This is a genomic window from Pseudomonas hefeiensis, from assembly GCF_030687835.1.
Classification (GTDB): Bacteria; Pseudomonadota; Gammaproteobacteria; order Pseudomonadales; family Pseudomonadaceae; genus Aquipseudomonas; species Aquipseudomonas hefeiensis.
The window spans coordinates 5986906-6004907 of record NZ_CP117449.1 but is presented as its reverse complement, the minus strand read 5'-3'; the positions used below and the strand labels follow the sequence as shown (position 1 = coordinate 6004907).

20 protein-coding genes are annotated in these 18002 nt (G+C 61.1%); 6 read left to right on the top strand and 14 right to left on the bottom strand.

Going from position 1 to position 18002, the window contains the following annotated elements; translation table 11 throughout:
- Positions 1-14: 14 nt before the first annotated feature.
- From metW to PSH57_RS27100, 5 genes are all read right to left on the bottom strand, one after another.
- On the bottom strand, positions 15-635 hold the full coding sequence (gene metW, locus PSH57_RS27120) for a methionine biosynthesis protein MetW (RefSeq protein WP_305386592.1): 621 nt from the start codon (positions 633-635) through the stop codon (positions 15-17).
- 7 nt (positions 636-642) lie between these two features.
- Entirely contained in the window at positions 643-1782 is a 1140-nt protein-coding gene (gene metX, locus PSH57_RS27115; RefSeq protein WP_305386589.1) for a homoserine O-succinyltransferase MetX, read from the bottom strand.
- A gap of 155 nt (positions 1783-1937) precedes the next feature.
- Positions 1938-2528, bottom strand: coding sequence for a YggT family protein (locus tag PSH57_RS27110; RefSeq protein ID WP_256229982.1), 591 nt, complete (start codon positions 2526-2528; stop codon positions 1938-1940).
- Positions 2529-2538: 10 nt separating this feature from the next.
- Complete coding sequence (gene proC, locus PSH57_RS27105) at positions 2539-3357, bottom strand: pyrroline-5-carboxylate reductase (protein ID WP_305386585.1); 819 nt, start codon at positions 3355-3357, stop codon at positions 2539-2541.
- 42 nt (positions 3358-3399) lie between these two features.
- Positions 3400-4086, bottom strand: coding sequence for a YggS family pyridoxal phosphate-dependent enzyme (locus tag PSH57_RS27100; protein ID WP_305386582.1), 687 nt, complete (start codon positions 4084-4086; stop codon positions 3400-3402).
- A gap of 53 nt (positions 4087-4139) precedes the next feature.
- On the opposite strand from PSH57_RS27100, the gene PSH57_RS27095 reads away from it, so the two are divergent.
- Positions 4140-5174 carry a type IV pilus twitching motility protein PilT gene (locus PSH57_RS27095; RefSeq protein ID WP_047226007.1) on the top strand — a complete coding sequence of 345 codons (1035 nt, stop codon included), beginning with the start codon at positions 4140-4142 and terminating at the stop codon, positions 5172-5174.
- A 145-nt stretch (positions 5175-5319) separates the two neighbouring features.
- Here PSH57_RS27095 and PSH57_RS27090 read toward each other — a convergent pair whose 3' ends face one another.
- Entirely contained in the window at positions 5320-5931 is a 612-nt protein-coding gene (locus tag PSH57_RS27090) for a C40 family peptidase (protein ID WP_305386580.1), read from the bottom strand.
- 249 nt (positions 5932-6180) lie between these two features.
- Between PSH57_RS27090 and PSH57_RS27085 the strand changes: the two genes are divergently transcribed.
- Entirely contained in the window at positions 6181-6609 is a 429-nt protein-coding gene (locus PSH57_RS27085; protein ID WP_047226005.1) for an NINE protein, read from the top strand.
- Between the two features lie 132 nt (positions 6610-6741).
- On the opposite strand, the gene PSH57_RS27080 is transcribed toward PSH57_RS27085, so the two are convergent.
- From PSH57_RS27080 to gshB, 8 genes are all read right to left on the bottom strand, one after another.
- Complete coding sequence (locus PSH57_RS27080; RefSeq protein ID WP_305386578.1) at positions 6742-8013, bottom strand: dihydroorotase; 1272 nt, start codon at positions 8011-8013, stop codon at positions 6742-6744.
- On the bottom strand, positions 8010-9014 hold the full coding sequence (locus tag PSH57_RS27075; protein ID WP_047226003.1) for an aspartate carbamoyltransferase catalytic subunit: 1005 nt from the start codon (positions 9012-9014) through the stop codon (positions 8010-8012). The genes PSH57_RS27080 and PSH57_RS27075 overlap by 4 nt, the downstream gene beginning before the upstream one ends.
- A gap of 24 nt (positions 9015-9038) precedes the next feature.
- Complete coding sequence (pyrR, locus tag PSH57_RS27070) at positions 9039-9545, bottom strand: bifunctional pyr operon transcriptional regulator/uracil phosphoribosyltransferase PyrR (RefSeq protein WP_305386575.1); 507 nt, start codon at positions 9543-9545, stop codon at positions 9039-9041.
- Positions 9546-9630: 85 nt separating this feature from the next.
- Entirely contained in the window at positions 9631-10068 is a 438-nt protein-coding gene (gene ruvX, locus PSH57_RS27065) for a Holliday junction resolvase RuvX (RefSeq protein ID WP_092395470.1), read from the bottom strand.
- Positions 10068-10637, bottom strand: a complete 570-nt coding sequence (locus PSH57_RS27060; RefSeq protein ID WP_305386569.1) for a YqgE/AlgH family protein — start codon at positions 10635-10637, stop codon at positions 10068-10070. The genes ruvX and PSH57_RS27060 overlap by 1 nt, the downstream gene beginning before the upstream one ends.
- 193 nt (positions 10638-10830) lie before the next feature.
- Positions 10831-11763, bottom strand: a complete 933-nt coding sequence (locus PSH57_RS27055; RefSeq protein WP_305384149.1) for a transposase — start codon at positions 11761-11763, stop codon at positions 10831-10833.
- Between the two features lie 367 nt (positions 11764-12130).
- A complete protein-coding gene (locus tag PSH57_RS27050) occupies positions 12131-13027 on the bottom strand; it encodes an energy transducer TonB (protein ID WP_305386564.1) in 897 nt (298 codons plus the stop codon).
- A gap of 77 nt (positions 13028-13104) precedes the next feature.
- Positions 13105-14058, bottom strand: coding sequence for a glutathione synthase (gene gshB / locus PSH57_RS27045; protein ID WP_305386561.1), 954 nt, complete (start codon positions 14056-14058; stop codon positions 13105-13107).
- A gap of 223 nt (positions 14059-14281) precedes the next feature.
- On the opposite strand from gshB, the gene PSH57_RS27040 reads away from it, so the two are divergent.
- The 4 genes from PSH57_RS27040 to PSH57_RS27025 all read left to right on the top strand — a co-directional run bounded on the left by PSH57_RS27040 (position 14282) and on the right by PSH57_RS27025 (position 17960).
- Complete coding sequence (locus tag PSH57_RS27040) at positions 14282-14710, top strand: response regulator (protein WP_256229990.1); 429 nt, start codon at positions 14282-14284, stop codon at positions 14708-14710.
- Between the two features lie 48 nt (positions 14711-14758).
- Complete coding sequence (gene pilH / locus PSH57_RS27035; protein ID WP_047226188.1) at positions 14759-15124, top strand: twitching motility response regulator PilH; 366 nt, start codon at positions 14759-14761, stop codon at positions 15122-15124.
- A 10-nt stretch (positions 15125-15134) separates the two neighbouring features.
- Positions 15135-15674, top strand: coding sequence for a chemotaxis protein CheW (locus PSH57_RS27030; protein ID WP_305386558.1), 540 nt, complete (start codon positions 15135-15137; stop codon positions 15672-15674).
- Between the two features lie 228 nt (positions 15675-15902).
- Complete coding sequence (locus PSH57_RS27025; RefSeq protein ID WP_256229994.1) at positions 15903-17960, top strand: methyl-accepting chemotaxis protein; 2058 nt, start codon at positions 15903-15905, stop codon at positions 17958-17960.
- Positions 17961-18002: the final 42 nt, after the last annotated feature.

Sequence of the window (18002 nt, the reverse complement as noted above, 5' to 3'; positions counted from 1 at the left end):
GGTAAGGCCGGGGTTCACACCGCGACCTGATGATCGGCAAGGCCTGGGCTGCTGACCCGATAGATGCCTATTTCACCTAACAGATTAGGCCATAGCTTGCTGGCCCACCCGTGGCGGTGCTGCTGGTCCACCGCCAGGCGATCGATGACCTTGGCTTGGCGTTCGCGGCACAGCGCCTCGAAATCCTCGAAGGTGCAGAAGTGGATGTTCGGCGTGTTGTACCAGGTGTAGGGCAAGAACTCCGACACCGGCATGCGCCCCTTGCTCGCCAGGTACCAGCGGCAGCGCCAGTGACCGAAGTTGGGGAAGGTGATGATGCACTGGCGCCCGACCCGCAGCATTTCGTCGAGGATCTTGTCCGGGTAGTGCACCGCTTGCAGCGCCTGGGTCATGACCACGACGTCGAAGCTGTTGCTGGCGAAGTTGCCGAGGCCCTTGTCCAGGTCCTGCTCGATGACATTGATGCCCTTGGCCACGCACTCGGCGATGTTGTCCGCATCGTTTTCCAGGCCGTAGCCGGTGACTTGCTTGTGGTCGCGCAGCCAGGTCAGCAGTTCGCCGTTGCCGCAGCCCAGGTCGAGCACGCGGCTGCCGGCGGGGATCCATTCCTGGATGATGTCCAGATCGGCTCTCATGGCGTCCTCACAGCGTTATACGATTCATGTAGTTGCCGAACGCCTGCAGGTAGCGCGGGATCGGGATCAAAAAGGCGTCGTGACCCTGGGGCGCGTCGATTTCCAGGTAGCAGACGTCCTTGCGGGCGGCCATCAGCGCGTCCACCAGTTCCCGCGAGCGGGCCGGGGAAAAGCGCCAGTCGGTGGTGAATGACATCACGCAGAAACGGGCGGTGGCGCCTGCAAAGGTTTTCGCCAGGTCATTGTCGAAGTTCGCCGCCGGATCGAAATAGTCCAGGGCTTTCGTCATCAACAGGTAGGTGTTGGCATCGAAGCGTCCGGAGAACTCCTCGCCCTGGTAGCGCAGGTAGCTTTCCACCTGGAATTCGACGCTGTGGAAGTCGTAGTTGAGCTTTTCGCTCTTGAGACCCCTGCCGAATTTCTCGCCCATGGAGTCGTCGGACAGATAGGTGATATGCCCGACCATCCGCGCCAGCATCAGCCCGCGCTTGGGGATCACGCCGTGTTCCTGGAACGAACCACCGTGGAATTCGGGATCGGTGAGGATCGCCTGGCGCGCCACTTCGTTGAAGGCGATATTCTGCGCCGACAGCTTGGGAGCCGAGGCGATTGCCAGGCAGTGGCGCACGCGGTCCGGGTAAGTGATGGTCCATTGCAGGGCTTGCATGCCGCCCAGGCTGCCGCCGATCACCGCAGCCCACTGGCCGATGCCGAGGCAATCGGCCAGGCGTGCCTGGCTGTGGACCCAGTCTTCCACGGTCAGCACCGGGAAATCGGCGCCAAAGGGCTTGCCGGTGTCCGGGTTGAGGCTGCTGGGGCCGGTGGAACCGTTGCAGCCGCCGAGGTTGTTCAGGCTGACGACGAAGAACTTGTTGGTGTCGATGGGCTTGCCCGGGCCGATGCAGCTGTCCCACCAGCCAGGTTTGCGGTCGTCGATGCTGTGGTAGCCGGCGGCGTGGTGATGCCCCGACAAGGCGTGGCAGATCAGCACGGCATTGCTCGCCGTGGCATTGAGGGTGCCGTAAGTTTCGAAAATCAGGTCATAGGCTGGCAACGAACGACCGCAGGCCAGGGCCAGGGGCTCGCTGAAATGCGCCATTTGCGGCGTCACCAGACCAACGGAATCGGGGGGAAAGGCAGCTGGCATCGACCCTGCTCTCGTTGAAATGAGGCGTAAGTCTAAAGACCGCTGTGGCAAGCGGCAAGCAAAGGCCGGAGCTGATTGTTCGGCGGGTGCAAACCCTGTGGGAGCAAGCTTTGCTCCCACAGAGAGGAGTGCTGACTGATCAGGCCGATATTGGGTCAGATCAGCAGACGCAGGATTTGCGGCATCATGGTCATCGCCGCCAGGTTGTTGATCACCAGCATGTCGATCAGCTTGAGCACCAGGAACGCCAGGATCGGCGAGATATCCAGCCCGCCGAGGTTCGGCACGATGCGGCGGAACGGTGCCAGCGCCGGCTCGCAGATCTGGTTCACCAGTTCGGCGCCCGGATTGTGGCTGCCGGGAGCGACCCAGGACAGGATCACGCTGATGATCAGGGCGAAGAAGAAAATCTTCAGGAACAGCGCGGTCACGCCAATGATTGACCAGATCAGCAATTGCAGCGGGTTGCCGGTGGTGCCGTAGGTCAGCAGCAGGGTCAGGGCCATCAGCGCCAGTTGCACGATGATCGCCAGGACCAGCGATGACATGTCCAGGCCGAACACGCTCGGAATGATCCGGCGCAGCGGCTTGAGCAACGGCTGGGTGGCCTTGACGATGAACTGGCACAGCGGGTTGTAGAAGTTGGCGCGCACCAGTTGCAGCACAAAGCGCAGCAGCACGATCAGCAGGTACAGGCTGCCGAGGGTTTGCAGCACGTAGACCGCTGCAGTGTTCAATCCGATCATGAATGGCTCCTTATTGGCCCAGTTGTTCGGCCATTTCGGCCGAGCGGTGCGCGGCGGCGCCGAGTGCTTTTTCCACCAGGGCTTCGAAGCCCCCGGCCTGGAACGATTTGATAGCCGCTTCGGTGGTGCCGGCAGGTGAAGTCACCCGGCGCCGCAGTTCGGCCGCATCGACATCGCTGGACACTGCCATGTGGGCGGCGCCCAGTGCGGTCTGCAACGTCAGCTTGGCGGCGGTTTCCCGTGGCAGGCCGAGTTTTTCACCGGCGGCGGTCATGGCTTCGATCAGCAGGAAAAAGTATGCCGGGCCCGAGCCGGACACCGCCGTCACTGCATCCAGTTGCTGCTCGGTTTCCAGCCACAGCGCCAGGCCTACGGCCGATAGCAACTCTTCGGCCTGCTGGCGCTGTTCAGCGGTCACTTGTGCGGTCGCGAACAGCCCACTGACGCCCTGGCGCAGCAGCGCCGGGGTGTTGGGCATGCAGCGCACGATCGGCTGGGCGCCGAGCCAGGTGTTCATGCTGGCGCAGGTGATGCCGGCGGCGATCGACACCACCATCTGATGGGGTTTGAGACTTGGGCGAAGGGCCTCGCAAACGGTTTTCATCGCTTGTGGCTTGACCGCCAGCACGATGACGTCCACGCCCTCGATGGCCTGGGCGTTGTCGGCGAACGTTTCGATGCCGTGCTCTGTGCTCACCCGGGCGCGAGTCTCGGCACCCGGATCGCTGGCGCGAATCTGCGAAGCGTCCAGACCCTTGGCCCGCAGGCCGCCGATCAGGCTGGCGGCCATGTTGCCGGCGCCAATGAAGGCAATACGTGTGTTGCTCATGACAGGTCCTTGATTAGAGAGTTGAGTCAGCATGGCTTACGACTAGCTAGCGCTATAGTCGCGAGCGCCAAACAGGGCTGTACCGATCCGCACCCAGGTGGCGCCCTGGGCAATGGCGGATTCCAGGTCATGGCTCATGCCCATGGAAAGGGTGTCCAGCGGTAGCTTCAGATCGGCTTGCAAGCGTTGAACCGCTGCGAAGGCGGCATCCTGGGCGGCACGTTCTTCGGTTGGCTCGGGAATCGCCATCAACCCGCGCAGCTTCAGGTGTGGCAACGCGCTGATGGCGCTGGCCAGAGCGGGCAGATCCGCCGCCGTACAGCCGGATTTGCTGTCTTCGCCGCTGACGTTGACCTGGATACAGATGTTCAGCGGCGGCAGGTCGGCCGGGCGCTGCTCGGACAGGCGTTGTGCAATTTTCAAGCGATCCACGGAGTGCACCCAGTCGAAATGTTCGGCGATAGCGCGCGTCTTGTTCGATTGAATGGGGCCGATGAAGTGCCAGATCAAGGGCAGGTCGGTCAGTTCGGCCTGTTTGCCCAGCGCCTCCTGCAGATAGTTCTCGCCAAAGTCCCGCAGGCCGGCGGCATAGGCTTCACGCAGCGCCTGGGCGGGCTTGGTCTTGCTCACCGCCAGCAGCTGCACGCTGTGTTCGTCGCGGTGGGCGGCTTGTTCGGCTGCGCGGATACGCGATCTAACCTGGGCAATGTTGTCTGCTATCGTGGACATAAAGAAGCGCCAGCGGTGAGGTTCGCGGCATTCTACTGGAATTGAGGAGCGCTATGGATATCACTGAGTTACTGGCGTTCAGCGCCAAGCAGGGCGCATCGGACCTGCACTTGTCCGCCGGGCTGCCGCCAATGATTCGTGTCGATGGCGATGTGAGGCGGATCAACCTGCCGGCCCTGGACCACAAGCAGGTCCATGAGCTGATCTACGACATCATGAACGACCGGCAGCGGGTAGATTACGAGAAGTTTCTGGAGACCGACTTTTCCTTCGACGTGCCGGGCGTCGCACGGTTCCGGGTCAATGCGTTCAACCAGAATCGCGGTGCAGGTGCGGTGTTTCGGACCATCCCGTCGAAAGTCCTGACCATGGAAGACCTGGGGATGGGCGAAGTGTTTCGCAAAGTGACCGAGGCGCCTCGCGGGCTGGTGTTGGTGACCGGGCCGACCGGCTCCGGCAAGTCCACCACCCTGGCGGCGATGATCGACTACCTCAACACCCACAAACACCATCACATCCTCACCATCGAAGACCCCATCGAGTTTGTCCACGAACCGCGCAAATGCCTGATTAACCAGCGCGAAGTGCACCGTGACACCCAAAGCTTCTCCACGGCCCTGCGCTCAGCCCTGCGCGAAGACCCGGACGTGATTCTGGTGGGGGAGATGCGTGACCTGGAGACCATCCGCCTGGCTCTGACCGCCGCCGAAACCGGTCACCTGGTGTTCGGCACCCTGCACACCACCTCGGCGGCCAAGACCATCGACCGGGTAGTGGATGTGTTCCCGGGGGATGAGAAATCCATGGTTCGTTCGATGTTGTCCGAATCCTTGCAGGCGGTGATTTCACAGACGCTGGTCAAGAAGATTGGCGGCGGCCGGGTCGCGGCTCATGAAATCATGCTGGGTACATCGGCGATCCGTAACCTGATCCGCGAGGACAAGGTGGCGCAGATGTACTCGGCGATCCAGACCGGTGGGTCGCTGGGGATGCAGACATTGGATATGTGTTTGAAGGATCTGCTGAACAAGGGGCTGATCAGCCGCGAGCACGCGCGGGAGCGGGCGCGTACGCCGGATAATTTCTGAGGATCGGCTACAGAAACCCCTGTGGGAGCGAGCCTGCTCGCGATAGCGTTGGATCAGCCAACATTGAAGTTGACGGATGTACGGCTATCGCGAGCAGGCTCGCTCCCACAGTTTTGCTTGAACTGGCAAATATGCCACTTTCAAATCAGCGCTGAACCACCTGCATCCCTTTCGGCTCTTTGGGCAGAATCCGCTTGGCAAGGACGTAGTGGCTGTTCCAGTACGGCTTGTTCAAGGTATCGATGGTCACCGACTTGCCACGACGCGGGGCGTGGATGAAGCGGTCGTTGCCCAGGTAGATGGCCACGTGGTTGACACGGCGGCTCTTGAGTTTGAAGAAAATCAGGTCGCCAGGCTTGAGGTCCTTGCGATCGACCTTCTGACCGTGACCGCTGGCCATCGCGTTGGACGTGCGCGGAAGGTCGAAGGTGGCATCGTTGAAGGCGTATTTCACCAGGCCGCTGCAATCGAAACCTTTGCTTGGGCTGCTGCCGCCCCAACGGTAAGGTGTTCCCAGTACGTTCACGGCACGGCTCAAGACGTTGCTGCTCGTCTTGGCAGTCATGACCGGAACCAGCTTGCTATTGACGCTGCTCAAACGCTGAGCATTTCGCTTGTTCTTGCTCGAAGGAGCAGAAACATGGGATTTAGGGGTGTAGCCGTTGACGTTGGGAAGACGTTGCTCACGATTGGTGGCGTGGGCGGCCAAGGGCAATAATAGGCAAATGGTTAGCCATGTCTTGAAAAATGGACGCATTAGGCAGGGCTCTTGAAGGTAAGCGCGCAACTTTATAACAGCTTTTTTTAGTGTTCCGAGGCCGTTTGTCGAATCGCAACCTGGGGGCAAACCCGCATAATTGCGACATATTGAGCTGATTATCTGACAGAACCCAGACAGCGCGGGGGTTTACCGGGTTCCAGACGCGCGAGACCGCTTGTCGGCAATCCATAAAAAAGTCACAAATAATCCGAACAAATTTATCTATCGAGGCAAAAGAGGCGATTCATGAACAGCTATCAGCAGGACGCTTTACGCGATACCCACAGCAAAGTGATCGGCTATCTCTTGTGGATTTTCGGCTTTACCGGCGCCCACCGCTTCTATTACGGCAAACCGGTCACCGGCACGATCTGGTTTTTCACCTTTGGCCTGTTGGGCATCGGTTGGTTGATCGACCTGTTCCTGATTCCGGCCATGGATCGGGAAGCCGATCTGCGCTTCACCCCGGGTCCCCTCGAGTACAGCGTGGCGTGGATTCTGCTGACGTTTCTCGGTGTGCTGGGTGTGCACCGCATGTACCAGGGCAAATGGCTCACCGGCATCCTTTACCTGCTGACCGGCGGGGTGTTTTTCCTGGGGGTGCTGTATGACTTCTGGACGCTGAACGATCAGGTTTCGATTCGCAATGCGCAGAAGCGTGGGGCTTTTCACTAAATCAGCTAGACCGGGTCGCCTGCATTCGCGAGCAAGCCCGCTCCCACATTGAATCCGAGGTGTTCACAAATCTTGTGTCCACCGAAGATCTCATGTGGGAGCGGGCTTGCTCGCGAAGCAGGCGACTCGGTGTCAGATCTGGTGAGTGATCCGCCCATCCATCAGGGTGTAACGCACCACCCCCGGCAAGCTGTGGCCGAGGAACGGGCAGTTGTCACCCTTGGAGCGCCAGGCTTCGCCGGCCACGGTGGACGCTGCCGTGTCGAACAGCACCAGGTCCGCCGCTGCGCCCACTGCCAGTTTACCCACCGGTAATTGCAGCGCTTCGGCCGGCCCGTTGCTCAGGCGTGCCAGCAAGGTCGGCAGGTCCAGCAATCCGTCTTCCACCAGCGTCATGGCCAGCGGCAGCAACAGTTCGACGCTGCTGATGCCCGGTTCCGTGGCGCCAAATGGTGCCAGCTTGGCATCGCGCTCGTGGGGTTGGTGATGGCTGGAGATGGCCGAGATCACCCCGGACTTCACGGCCTCGCGCAAGCCGTCACGGTCGGCGCGGGTGCGCAGCGGCGGCTGGACGTGATAGACGCTGTTGAAGTCAATCAGCGCTTCGTCGGTCAGGATCAGTTGGTACAGCGCCACATCGGCGGTGACGGGCAGGCCGCGAGCCTGGGCCTGGGCGATCAGCGCGGCGCCGCGGGCGCTGGTCAACTGGCTGAAGTGCGCGCGCACGCCGCTTTGTTCCACCAGCAGCAGGTCCCGGGCCAGGGCCACGGTTTCGGCGGTTTCCGGAATGCCCGGCAGGCCGAGGAAACTGGCGGTCGGGCCTTCGTGGGCCAGCCCACCTTCAGCCAGATCATGATCCTGGGAGTTGAAGATCACCGTCAGGCCGAAGGTCGCTGCGTATTCCAGGGCGCGACACAGGGTACGGGTGTTGCGGAAACTGTTCAGGCCGTTGCCGAACGCCACGCAACCGGCGTCGCGCAGCGCAATGAGTTCAGCCAGTTGTTCGCCATCGAGGCCTTTGCTCAGCGCGCCGATAGGGAAAACCTTAGTGTTGCCGGCCTCGCGGGCGCGATCGAGGATCAGTTCGGCCACGGCCGAAGTATCCAGTACTGGCTTGGTCTGCGGCGGGCAGCACAAACTGGTCACGCCACCGGCGGCGGCGGCCCGGGTCTCGCTGACGATGTTGCCTTTGCGGCTGTAACCGGGTTCGCGCAGGGCGACGTTCAGGTCCACCAGCCCCGGAGCGGCCACCAGGCCTTGAGCGTTGAGGGTATCGACGGCGGTAAAACCGGCCGGAGCGGCGCCAAGGGCGACAATTTTGCAGGCATCGATATGGATGTCCGTTACTTGATCCAGGCCGCTGGCCGGATCGATCACGCGTGCGCCGAGAATGCTGAGCTTCACTGGGCGTTCTCCTGGTCGAATTGGCGCTGGGCCGTTTGCCCGCTCATGGCCATGGACAGTACGGCCATGCGGATGGCGATGCCATAGGTCACCTGGTTGAGGATCACCGAATGCGGCCCGTCAGCCACCGCTGACTCGATTTCCACCCCGCGGTTGATCGGCCCCGGGTGCATGACGATGGCGTCCGGCTTGGCCCCGGCCAGGCGCGCGGTAGTCAGGCCGAACAGGCGGTAGAACTCGCCTTCGCTGGGCAGCAGGCCGCCGGTCATGCGTTCGCGCTGCAGGCGCAGCATGATCACCACGTCCACGTCCTTGAGACCTTCGGTCATGTCGGTGTAGACCTTCACGCCGTATTGCTCGACGCCAATGGGCAGCAGTGTTTTCGGCGCGATCACGCGGATGTCCGGGCAGCCGAGAGTCTTGAGGGCCAGCATGTTCGAACGGGCCACCCGTGAGTGCAGGATGTCGCCGACGATAGCCACCGACAGGTTCTCGAAGCTGCCCTTGTGCCGACGGATGGTCAGCATGTCCAGCATGCCCTGGGTCGGGTGGGCGTGACGGCCGTCGCCGCCGTTGATGATCGCCACCTGCGGGCACACATGTTCGGCAATGAAGTGCGCGGCGCCGGAATCACCGTGACGCACGACGAACATGTCGGCCGCCATGGCCTCGAGGTTGCGCAAGGTGTCGAGCAGGGTTTCGCCCTTGCTCGCCGAAGACGTGGAGACGTTCAGGGTGATCACGTCCGCCGACAGCCGCTGGGCCGCCAGTTCGAAGGTGGTGCGGGTGCGGGTGGAGTTTTCGAAGAACACGTTGCACACGGTCTTGCCGCGCAACAACGGGACTTTCTTCACCGCCCGCGCCCCGACTTCGAGGAACGAGTCGGCGGTGTCGAGGATTTCTGTCAGCAGCTCGCGGCGCAGGCCGTCGAGGGACAGGAAGTGCCGCAGCTGGCCCTGATCGTTGAGCTGTAGCGCTCGCTTGGTTTCGAGAGGCGTCATCGCAATGGACTCTTACAAGGGCAGTTAAAGGGCAAGGTCTTGCAGTTCGAGTTGCAGCGGAGCGGGGCCGGACAGCTTGACTCGCTCGTGAGCGGCCAGCGTCAGCGTCGCACCGACCACGTTCGGGCGGATCGGTAACTCGGCGGCGTCCAGGTCCAGCAGGCACACCAGGGTCACGCTGGCGGGGCGGCCATAATCGAACAGTTCATTCATGGCGGCGCGGATGGTCCGGCCGCTCATCAGTACGTCGTCGATCAATACCAGATGCTGGCCTTCAATCTCGAACGGCAGGGCCGAGGGGCGTACTTGCGGGTGCAGGCCGTTCTGGCTGAAGTCGTCGCGGTAGAACGACACATCCAGGGTACCCAGCGGCGCATCGCTGCCCAGTTCTTCGAGCAAGGCCTGGGCGACCCAGATGCCACCAGTGCGAATGCCGATGTAGCGCGGTTCGCTGATGCCGCGTTGTTCCAGGTGCGCCGTGAGACGAATCGCCATCTGGCTGATCAGTTCGGCGGGATTGGGCAGGCTCATGCTGGCTCCTTCAGGTTTCCGGGCCGGTGGTCAGCGGCCCGGATTATCGCTAAAAGAAAGCGCCCTGGCGGCGCTTTCAGAAAAATCAGGTTTCGAACAGGGCGGCGTTGGCGTCGAGCCAGCCTTGAAGCAGCAGGGCGGCCGCGATAGCGTCCACCGGGTTGTCGCGGTAACTGCCTTTCTGACCGCCACGTACCAGGCGTTCGCCCTTGGCCTCGAACGTGGTCAGGCGCTCATCGTGGGTATAGAAGGGCAGGTTGTAGCGGCCGTTGAGCCTGCGGGCAAATTTCTCCGCACGAACGCACATGTCGCTGGGCGTGCCGTCCATGTTCAGCGGCAGGCCGACCACCACGGCGTCGGGTTTCCATTCCTTGATCAGTGCTTCGACCTGATTCCAGTCCGGAACGCCGTTCTGCGCCTTCAGCGTGCACAACTCGCGGGCCTGGCCGGTAATCACCTGGCCGACCGCTACGCCGATCTGTTTGGTGCCGTAATCGAAGCCCAACAGCAGGCGCAGGGCCATCAGGCGTGTCCTGCCTGGCTGGTGAGCAGGCTGAGGTTGACCCCCAACCGGTTGGCCGCCGCTTCCAGGCGCAGTTCGCTGCTGGTGTTGAACAGGATGTCGGCGTCAAACGGGCAGGTCAGCCAGGCGTTATCGGCCAGTTCGGCTTCCAGTTGCCCGGCTTCCCAGCCGGCATAGCCGAGGGCGATCAGGCTTTTTTCCGGGCCTACGCCATCGGCGATGGCGAACAGCACGTCCTGGGAGGTGGACAGCGATACGCCGTCCAGGTCCACGGTGGCCTGGTAGGACGGCCCTGTCGGATGGAGCACGAAGCCCCGGTCAGTCTGCACCGGGCCGCCGATGAAAATCGGAACGTGCTGGCACAAGAGTGGCGGTTCTACATCCGGGCGCAACTGCTCAAGAATGTCCGCCAGGTTCAATTCCTGCGGGCGATTGATTACCAGCCCCATGGCCCCATTGGCCGTGTGCTCGACGATGTAGGTCAAGGTATGGGCAAAGTTCGGATCGGCCATGTGCGGCATGGCAATCAGGAAGTGATGCTTGAGGTAGGTGGGGCTGACGTTTTTCATAGGCGCTAGTGTGGCGGCGCAGGGGCGAACTGACAAGCTGGGGATGTGTAGCAAATGCCTCAATCTGGCAGGCGACACCAATCAAATGTGGGAGCAACTGTCTTGGATGGTTTATTTAGCCATCTTTTTCAGAGGCAGCGAGCCTCCCACAGCTCTGGGCTATGCAATTGTCTGAGGGAACCGGAATCACAATCTACGCGACGTCTCCCTTCCACTCAGAACCATCCCGGATCATTGCGTTTAGACGTATCAACAAGATCCGCATACATGCGATGAGCGCAACCTTCGCGCATTTGCCTTTCTCGCGCAGCGCCTTGTAGCGTGCATTGAAGTCAGGCTGATACCTGATCACTGACCAGCAGGCCATGTACAGAGCGCGCCTGGCGGAGAACCTACCGCCGCTGATATGGCGTTGGCCTTTGTGCGTGCCGCTATCGTCGTTGTAGGGGGCGATGCCTGCTAATGCGGCTATCTGATGTCGCCCAACCTCGCCGAGCTCTGGAAGATAGGCCATTACGCTGGCTGCCGTGACGAGACCGATCCCCTTGACCGAGCACAGGCGAGTGACTTTTTCACTGTCCAGGCTTTCAGCGCTTTGACGGATCATCTTTTCTATCAACTTAATGGCTTCGCACAGGTAGTCGATATGACTCTGCAACGCGGGTTTAACGGCCTCAGATGAGGCCGTTTTAAATCTGCGTTTGTCGTCATCTCTCTGCTGAGTAAAGTTTTCCCGTTGCTGGACCAGTGCGCGCAAGTCGTCCTGTTCGGCACTTGTGATCCGGCTGTTAGCCGATTTGATGACCGCTGCAAATTGCGCCAGGAGGCGCGCATCTATCGGGTCGGTTTTAGCTTGTTGTCCCATTGCTTTGGCAAAGCTCTTGGCTCGGCAGGGGTTGATCCGAATGACCTCAAAACCTGCAGCCTGAAGCGCTTTCATGACGTTTCGCTCGTAACCGCCAGTGGCTTCCAACAACACACGGGTGACCTGATGGAGCAGCAGCCAACCAATTAATCCAGGAAAATCATCTTCAGCGTTAGGGCAACTCACCCCAACATCTAAGAGATCAACCTGAACCTGAAGACTGTCTTTTGAAACATCAATACCTGCTGGATAGGAAAACATGGCCAAACCCTCTTACACTCAAGGTGAGAGCGCTCTGGCTTGGCCCACGCTTGTAACTGTTCGAGGTGGGCTCGTTCAACTGTTCGGGCTCAATGACCAGAGTGGAGAGGTGAGTGGCAGCATGGGCTCCCACACGTGCTTTAAGCACTCCGGGCATTCAGCTTGCCACCCACCGCTCTCACCTTCAGTCTAAACGTAGCGCAAGACACAAGCGGGCTGTGTGGGAGCAAGGCTTGCCCGCGATGAAAACGCCGCGGTCTCTTGAGGACCGCAGCGCCTGGATCGCGAGCAATCCTTGCTCCCACACAGCCGGCTTCCACAAGGGATCTGCGGCAGGTTCAGGCTCCATGTCCACCATTAAAGCGTGTCAGTTGCTGGAGAGGCGATCGCCCCGGGCGAACTTCCAGGTGCGGATGATTTCCAGGCGATCGATGTCCGACAGGTCCCCGGTAAACGGTGCGAACGGCGCGGCCAGGCGTACGATCCGCTGGGCGGCCTGATCCAGCAATGGCTGGCCGGAGGACTCCAGCACCAGCACTTCATACAGCGAGCCGTCGCGGTTGATCGAGACCAGCAGCCGCAAGTTGCCATAGATCTGCTTGCGCCGGGCTTCGTCGGGGTAGTTGAGATTGCCGATGCGCTCGACTTTCTTGCGCCACTCATCTTTGTACCAGGCGCCCTTGTCGCGCATGGTCGAGGCGGCGCTCAGGCGGTGGATACGCGGGCGCTTGGCATATAGCTGCTGTTCCTGGGCCAGCTCGGCTTCCAGGCTGGCGATGTCGCTGGACAGTTGGGCGCTGTCAAAGGTGGGCAGCGGGGCCTTGGGTTTGGGGTCGGGCCTGACCTCTTCTTTGACCGGGGCTTTTTTCGGTTTCGGCGCCACGGTGGTCACGGCTGCCTTGGGCGCCGTCTCCCGGACCTCGGGCTTGGCCGCTGGCGGCGGTGTGACCTTTTGCACCTTATTGTCCTGGAACGGCGCGATCTGGGTGGTCTTGGGCGTGGCCTTTTTTTCCAGGGTGCCACTGCCTTGCTGGTTTTCCTGGGCGAGGAAGTCCGCTTTCTGTGGCTTGGCTTCGCTTTTGAAAGTAGCCAGGGTGATTTCCAGGGTCTGGCTGATCTGTTTGGGGTCTACCGTGGCAAACCCGACGCCCAGCAGCAGTGCCAAGTGGATCAATGCCGCCAGGAACAGGGTAAAACCGAGACGATCAGCCGGGCGCACGCCGCGATGGGCGAGCTCTTGGGGCAGATCGGACGGGAGGGTCATGGCAAGGAAACCAACATCGCGTTTTTTTCAGGCCGGGCATGATAACGCAATGTGGGTTTCCTTCAGCAGGATCTGGATCAACGAGCCTTGAGCTTCTGATCGATGGCATCCATCAGCATCGCGCCGATGTCGGTGCCGAAGGCGTTGTCGATCTCGCGGATGCAGGTCGGGCTGGTGACGTTGATTTCCGTCAGGTGCTCGCCGATCACGTCCAGGCCCACGAACAGCAGGCCTTTCTCCCGCAGGGTCGGGCCGACCTGGGCCGCGATCCAGCGGTCCTTTTCAGTCAACGGACGCGCCTCGCCACGCCCGCCGGCCGCCAGATTGCCGCGGGTTTCGCCGGCCGCGGGAATGCGCGCCAGGCAATAGTCCACCGGTTCGCCGTCGATCATCAGGATGCGCTTGTCGCCATCGACGATGGCCGGCAGGTAACCCTGGATCATGATCTGCTGCTGACCGTGCAAGGTCAGGGTTTCCAGGATCACCGACAGGTTGGGGTGGCCGGCGGTGTGACGGAAGATTGAGGAGCCGCCCATGCCGTCCAGGGGCTTGAGGATCACGTCGCCGTGATGGTCGGCGAATTCACGCAGTACGTCCGGGCGACGGCTGACAATGGTGGGCGGCGTGCATTGCGGGAACAGCGTGGCGAACAGCTTTTCATTGCAGTCGCGCAGGCTCTGGGGTTTGTTGACCACCAGCACACCGGCGTTTTCGGCCTGCTCCAGCAAGTAGGTGGAATACACGAACTCCATGTCGAACGGCGGATCCTTGCGCATGAGGATCACGTCCAGGTCGCTGAGCAGCGCATCGCTTTCGGTGCCCAGTTCAAACCATTTTTCGGGGTTGGCGAAGACTTTCAGCGGCTTCATCCGCGCCCGTGCCTGGCCTTCGGCCTGGTAGAGGTCGCGCTGCTCCATGTAGAACAGCTCCCAGCCGCGTTTCTGAGCGGCCAGCAGCATGGCCAGCGAGCTATCCTTTTTATAGGAAATGCGGGCGATAGGGTCCATGACAATGCCGACGCGTACGCTCATGGCTTGGTTCCTCGAAAATTGATGGGCACAAATGGTGTGAAAAAGTGGCGTCAGAGTGGCGCCCGGAAGATTGGCGGTCAAGGAAAAACCACTGTGCCGAGCGGCCGATAGATCGGCGATGGAGACTGTGCTAAAAAGGCTGGCATGTGACGTGCGGGCCTTGAACATCAAGGGTTTGCGCTGTCGTTCACACTTACGCGTTAAAAACCGGTTTGCAGTGGCAATGGCAGAGCATCTTACGCAGCAGCAACCCAGCGCCTTGAAGGTCATGGTCATCGACGACTCGAAGACCATCCGTCGCACCGCCGAGACCTTGTTGCGCAACGTCGGTTGTGAGGTCATCACGGCTGTCGACGGCTTCGATGCCCTGGCCAAGATCGCCGACCATCATCCGGGCATTATCTTTGTCGACATCATGATGCCGCGCCTGGACGGTTACCAGACCTGCGCCCTGATCAAGAACAATAGTGTTTTTAAGGCCACGCCGGTGATCATGTTGTCGTCCCGGGACGGTTTGTTCGACAAGGCCAAGGGGCGCATCGTCGGCTCCGATCAGTTTTTGACCAAGCCTTTCAGCAAGGAAGAATTGCTGGGCGCGATACAGGCTCTTGTTCCGGGCTTTGCCGCTGTCCAGCCGCACCAGGCACATTAATGACGCTCGGCCATCGGGCCTGGGGGTCAACGAAAAATGGGGAACACCATGGCACGAATTCTGATCGTCGATGATTCGCCGACTGAAATGTACAAACTGACCGGCATGCTGGAAAAGCACGGCCACCAGGTCCTGAAGGCCGAAAACGGCGCCGACGGCGTGGCTCTGGCCCGCCAGGAAAAACCCGACGCGGTCCTGATGGACATCGTCATGCCTGGCCTCAACGGTTTTCAGGCCACGCGCCAATTGACCAAGGACCCGGACACCGGCCACATCCCGGTGATCATCATCACCACCAAGGATCAGGACACCGACAAGGTTTGGGGCACTCGCCAAGGCGCGAAGGATTACCTGACCAAACCGGTGGACGAAGAAACCCTGATCAAGACCCTGAACAACGTGCTGGCGGGTTGATGACGGGGCCATGAGCCAATCCCTGACCGCATTCGAACTGCTCCTGCAGATCGACCGGCGTTGCCGGCTGCTGGGGGCGGACCTGCCGTCACAACCGACCCACCGCGCCGGTTGGAGCGGCATCGGCTTTCGCTTGGGTGAGCACTGGTACGTGGCGCCGATGGGCGAAGTCAGCGAAGTGCTGCACGAGCCGCGCTACACACATTTGCCCGGGGTCAAGCCGTGGGTTCGCGGAGTGGCTAATCTGCGCGGGCGCTTGTTGCCGTTGATGGATGTGTGCGGTTTCTTCGGCCATGAGCTGTCGAGCGTGCGCAAGCAGCGGCGGGTGCTGGTGGTCGATCACGACGAGATCTTTACCGGGTTGCTGGTGGATGAAGTCCTCGGATTGCAGCATTTTGCCCAAGACAGCCTGGAGCCGACGCTGATGGACGACCTTGACGGCCCGGAGGCGGTCTTCGTCAAAGGTCGGTTTCGCGGCGAGCGGCAGTGGCAGGTGTTCAGCCCGTTTGCCCTGGCGCAGTCGCCGGGGTTCATGGATGTAGCTGTTTGACGAGATGCCGCACGGTCCCTTGTGGGAGCGAGTCAGCGGGAGCGGGCTTTGTGGGAGCAAAGCTTGCTCGCGATCCAGGCGCTGCGGTCCTCAAGAGGCCGAGGCGTTTTCATCGCGGGCAAGCCTTGCTCCCACAGAGTCACACTGATTGAGCAGACTGCACTACACAGGCTTGCTTACAGTTGGCAGCGGCAAGTAGGTTGGATTGGGCAGTACAGGCGAGAACCGATGATCAAAGCAAATACAGGCAAGCCTCTGGAAGCGTCGCGCAGTCGTTCGCAGATCATCGTGCTGTTTGTCGCGCTGATTGTCTTCATCATGCTGCTGTTCGCCAACTTCGCTTACCTCAACACCCAGTCCAACTACGACAAGCAGTACATCGGCCATGCCGGTGAGTTGCGGGTGCTGTCCCAGCGCATTGCCAAGAACGCCACCGAGGCTGCCGCCGGCAAGGCCGCAGCGTTCAAGTTGCTGAGCGAGGCACGCAATGATTTCGCCCAGCGCTGGGGCTACCTGAAGCAGGGCGACCCGGTGACCGGCCTGCCACCGGCACCTGCGGCCCTGCGTCCGCAGATGCGTGCGGTACAGCTGGACTGGGAGCGCCTGCTCAAGAACACTGATGCCATCCTGTCCAGCGAACAGACCGTGCTGTCGCTGCATCAGGTGGCGGCGACCCTCGCCGAAACCGTGCCGCAATTGCAGGTCGAGTACGAAAAAGTCGTCGAAATCCTCCTGCAACGCGGCGCGCCTGCCGCGCAGGTCGCTATGGCCCAGCGCCAGTCGTTGCTGGCCGAACGGATTCTCGGTGCGGTGAACACCGTGCTGGCGGGGGATGAAAACGCCAGCCAGGCCGCCGATACCTTTGGCCGCGATGCCGCACGTTTTGGTCAGGTGCTCAATGGCATGTCGCAAGGTGACCCGGCCTTGAAGATCTCCCAGGTACAGGACCGCGATGCCCGGGCCCGCCTGAGTGAGATCAGCGAACTCTTCGAATTCGTCTCCGGCTCGGTGGACGAAATCCTCGAAACCTCTCCTGAGCTGTTCAAGGTCCGCGAGTCGGCAGGCAACATTTTCAATCTGTCGCAAACCTTGCTGGACGAAGCTTCACACCTGGCCACCGCGTTCGAAAACCTGGCCGGCGGACGTTCTACAAACGCCATTGGCGGCTATGTGCTGGGTCTGTTGGCGCTGATGTCGATCATCCTGATCGGACTGGTGATGGTCCGCGAGACCAACCGTCAGTTGCGTGAAACCGCAGAAAAGAACGAGCGTAACCAGAACGCGATCATGCGCCTGCTGGACGAGATCGAAGACCTGGCCGATGGCGACCTGACCGTCACCGCCTCGGTTACCGAAGACTTCACCGGCACCATCGCCGATTCCATCAATTATTCGGTGGACCAACTGCGTGACCTCGTGGCCACCATCAACCTCACCGCCGGCCAGGTCGCCGCTGCGGTGCAGGAAACCCAGGCGACGGCCATGCACCTGGCGCAGGCCTCCGAGCATCAGGCCCAGCAGATATCCGAAGCGTCGACTTCAATCAATGAAATGGCCCAGTCCATCGATCAGGTCTCGGCCAATGCCGCCGAGTCGTCGGCGGTGGCCGAGCGCTCCGTGGAGATCGCCAACAAGGGCAACGAGGTGGTGCATAACACCATTCATGGCATGGACAACATTCGCGAGCAGATCCAGGACACGGCCAAGCGCATCAAACGCCTGGGTGAGTCATCTCAGGAAATCGGCGACATTGTCAGCCTGATCGATGACATTGCCGACCAGACCAACATCCTCGCCCTCAACGCCGCGATCCAGGCGTCCATGGCCGGTGATGCCGGGCGCGGTTTCGCGGTAGTGGCCGATGAAGTGCAGCGGCTGGCGGAGCGCTCTTCGGCGGCGACCCGGCAAATCGAGACCCTGGTGCGGGCGATTCAGGCTGACACCAACGAGGCGGTGATTTCCATGGAGCAGACCACCACCGAAGTAGTGCGCGGCGCCCGGCTGGCCCAGGATGCCGGGGTAGCCCTGGAAGAGATCGAAGGCGTGTCCAAAACCCTGGCGGCGCTGATCCAGAGCATTTCCAACGCGGCGCAGCAACAGACCACCTCGGCGGGACAGATTTCCTTGACGATGAACGTGATCCAGCAAATCACCAGCCAGACCTCGTCCGGCTCTACCGCCACCGCCGAAAGCATCGGCAACCTGGCGAAAATGGCCAGTCAGTTGCGTCGTTCGGTGTCGGGTTTTACTTTGCCGGCGGCGGCTGTTGATGAGGGAAAAGTGTGACTGTGGGAGCAAGGCTTGCCCGCGATGAAGATAACGCGGTAC

Bases quoted from the DNA above. Each gene is read 5' to 3' on its own strand.
- metW (WP_305386592.1), bottom strand. From the start codon at position 635: ATGAGAGCCGATCTGGACATCATCCAGGAATGGATCCCCGCCGGCAGC.
- metX (WP_305386589.1), bottom strand. From the start codon at position 1,782: ATGCCAGCTGCCTTTCCCCCCGATTCCGTTGGTCTGGTGACGCCGCAA.
- PSH57_RS27110 (WP_256229982.1), bottom strand. From the start codon at position 2,528: ATGATCGGATTGAACACTGCAGCGGTCTACGTGCTGCAAACCCTCGGC.
- proC (WP_305386585.1), bottom strand. From the start codon at position 3,357: ATGAGCAACACACGTATTGCCTTCATTGGCGCCGGCAACATGGCCGCC.
- PSH57_RS27100 (WP_305386582.1), bottom strand. From the start codon at position 4,086: ATGTCCACGATAGCAGACAACATTGCCCAGGTTAGATCGCGTATCCGC.
- PSH57_RS27095 (WP_047226007.1), top strand. From the start codon at position 4,140: ATGGATATCACTGAGTTACTGGCGTTCAGCGCCAAGCAGGGCGCATCG.
- PSH57_RS27090 (WP_305386580.1), bottom strand. From the start codon at position 5,931: ATGCGTCCATTTTTCAAGACATGGCTAACCATTTGCCTATTATTGCCC.
- PSH57_RS27085 (WP_047226005.1), top strand. From the start codon at position 6,181: ATGAACAGCTATCAGCAGGACGCTTTACGCGATACCCACAGCAAAGTG.
- PSH57_RS27075 (WP_047226003.1), bottom strand. From the start codon at position 9,014: ATGACGCCTCTCGAAACCAAGCGAGCGCTACAGCTCAACGATCAGGGC.
- pyrR (WP_305386575.1), bottom strand. From the start codon at position 9,545: ATGAGCCTGCCCAATCCCGCCGAACTGATCAGCCAGATGGCGATTCGT.
- ruvX (WP_092395470.1), bottom strand. From the start codon at position 10,068: ATGGCCCTGCGCCTGCTGTTGGGCTTCGATTACGGCACCAAACAGATC.
- PSH57_RS27060 (WP_305386569.1), bottom strand. From the start codon at position 10,637: ATGAAAAACGTCAGCCCCACCTACCTCAAGCATCACTTCCTGATTGCC.
- PSH57_RS27055 (WP_305384149.1), bottom strand. From the start codon at position 11,763: ATGTTTTCCTATCCAGCAGGTATTGATGTTTCAAAAGACAGTCTTCAG.
- PSH57_RS27050 (WP_305386564.1), bottom strand. From the start codon at position 13,027: ATGACCCTCCCGTCCGATCTGCCCCAAGAGCTCGCCCATCGCGGCGTG.
- gshB (WP_305386561.1), bottom strand. From the start codon at position 14,058: ATGAGCGTACGCGTCGGCATTGTCATGGACCCTATCGCCCGCATTTCC.
- PSH57_RS27040 (WP_256229990.1), top strand. From the start codon at position 14,282: ATGGCAGAGCATCTTACGCAGCAGCAACCCAGCGCCTTGAAGGTCATG.
- pilH (WP_047226188.1), top strand. From the start codon at position 14,759: ATGGCACGAATTCTGATCGTCGATGATTCGCCGACTGAAATGTACAAA.
- PSH57_RS27030 (WP_305386558.1), top strand. From the start codon at position 15,135: ATGAGCCAATCCCTGACCGCATTCGAACTGCTCCTGCAGATCGACCGG.
- PSH57_RS27025 (WP_256229994.1), top strand. From the start codon at position 15,903: ATGATCAAAGCAAATACAGGCAAGCCTCTGGAAGCGTCGCGCAGTCGT.